Origin of the sequence: Microbacterium sp. H6, assembly GCF_003314775.1 — a bacterium.
In the GTDB taxonomy this organism is placed as follows: Bacteria; Actinomycetota; Actinomycetes; order Actinomycetales; family Microbacteriaceae; genus Microbacterium; species Microbacterium oxydans.
Genome location: NZ_QOAY01000233.1, coordinates 243 through 1,912, shown reverse-complemented (window position 1 = coordinate 1,912; position 1,670 = coordinate 243). Strand labels below are relative to the sequence as shown.

Annotated in this window: 3 protein-coding genes and 1 tRNA gene; all 4 read right to left on the bottom strand. The window is 68.8% G+C overall.

The window, feature by feature from the left end:
* On the bottom strand, nucleotides 1–763 hold a 763-nt coding region (locus DSP71_RS14975), incomplete at its 3' end, for a Na+/H+ antiporter NhaA (protein ID WP_181800748.1).
* A gap of 66 nt (nucleotides 764–829) precedes the next feature.
* Nucleotides 830–1,003: a hypothetical protein gene (locus DSP71_RS22395; protein WP_179515940.1), complete on the bottom strand. Its 174-nt coding sequence runs from the start codon at nucleotides 1,001–1,003 to the stop codon at nucleotides 830–832.
* Between the two features lie 168 nt (nucleotides 1,004–1,171).
* Nucleotides 1,172–1,244: transfer RNA gene (locus DSP71_RS14970), tRNA-Arg, on the bottom strand.
* Nucleotides 1,245–1,260: 16 nt separating this feature from the next.
* On the bottom strand, nucleotides 1,261–1,670 hold a 410-nt coding region (locus DSP71_RS24040; RefSeq protein ID WP_396652062.1), incomplete at its 5' end, for an SGNH/GDSL hydrolase family protein.

Sequence of the window (1,670 nt, the reverse complement as noted above, 5' to 3'; positions counted from 1 at the left end):
TGACGGGCACGACGAAGCCGAGCAGCACGCCGGCGACCGTCGCGTGGACGCCGGACGCGTGGATGCACACCCACACCGCGATGGCGAGGGGCAGGAGGAGCCACCATGCGCGCACGCCCTTCGCCACCAGGGCGGCGAATCCTGCCAGGGGCAGCAGCGCGAGGATCAGCCACGGGAAGCTGATGCTCTCGGTGTAGAAGGTCGCGATGATGGTGATCGCGATGAGGTCGTCGATGATGGCGAGGGTCAGCAGGAACACACGCAGCGCGGGCGGCAGGAACTTGCCGACGACAGCGATCACGGCCACCGCGAACGCGATGTCGGTCGCGGTGGGGATCGCCCAGCCACGCAGCGCATCCGCACCGCTCGCGGCGTTGATCAGCACGAAGATCAGCGCGGGCACCACCACTCCACCCACGGCCGCGGCGATGGGGAGGGCAGCGCGGCGAGGATCGCGCAGGCGTCCCGCGACGAACTCCTCCTTCAGCTCCAATCCGACGACGAAGAAGAAGATCGCCAGGAGTCCGTCCGACGCCCACGCGCCGATGCTGAGCTCGAGATGCAGCTCGGGGATGCCGAAGGTGAAGTCGCGCACGGACTCGTACCAGGGCGCGGCGGGACTGTTGGCGAGGATCAACGCGGCGAACGTGGCCGCGAGCAGAAGCGACCCACCGAGCACGTCGCTGCGTGCGTTGGAACGGATGCCTTGCCACAGGGCGTGCGGGGCGAGGGAGATGCGGGCAGGGGAAGGATTCGGGGACACGGAAAGACCTCACGTGAGAGAAGGGGTGAATGGCGCAGAAGACCACCGCCCCGTTCGAGGCGTGGTCTAGTTCCGTGGCGGCGGGCAGCCGGCGATCTCGCCGTGCGAGAGAGTGCCCCAGACGCTGGTCCACCCGTTCGTGCCCGGGTGCATGATGATCCGCATCCACGCCCTCATGGGCGTCGCCGAACGCAGACGGTGCGGGGCACGCGTCGAACCGGCGATCGAGAGGAGGGGCACGGCAACAGCCTATCCGGAAGGCCTGGGAACCTGCGGGGCCTGCGCACCTTCGGCCGCCGCGGACGTTCGGCAGCCGCTGATCTCGGGCGGTTTCGCAGCTGAGCGCGAACCGCCAGTCGAGGCGAAACGAGAGAAGGCCGCTCCGAAGAGCGGCCTTCTGCTGATGTGTGCCCCCGACAGGAGTCGAACCTGCGACCTACGGTACCGGAAACCGGCGCTCTATCCACTGAGCTACGGAGGCGTACCGATCGACAATATCACTCGTCGGGGGTGGTCTCCGACCCACCGGCCTCCGTCATGGGCGCGGCGCGCAGCTCGTCGAGGGCGGCGGCCAGCTTCTCGGCCAGGTATCGGTGTCCATCCGTGGACGGATGCTTGCGGCCGACCTCCACGTCGATCACGTCGAGATAGTTCTGCGCGGTGATCCAGGCCTGGGCGATCGGGGAGATGTACCACCAGCCGCGCGCTGCGGCGAGCTCCGCGAGGTCGGTGTCGATGCGGGCCGTGGTCGCACCGACGGGAAGCTCGTGCGGGGCCGGGCCGAGCACCACGATCGTGGCCTTCGGGTAGAGGGCGGCCATCGCGTCCCACGCGGCGTTCACGGCCTCGCGGTATCCGGCGGCACCCTGGGCACGGTCGTTGATCGAGCCCTGCATGATCACGAGGT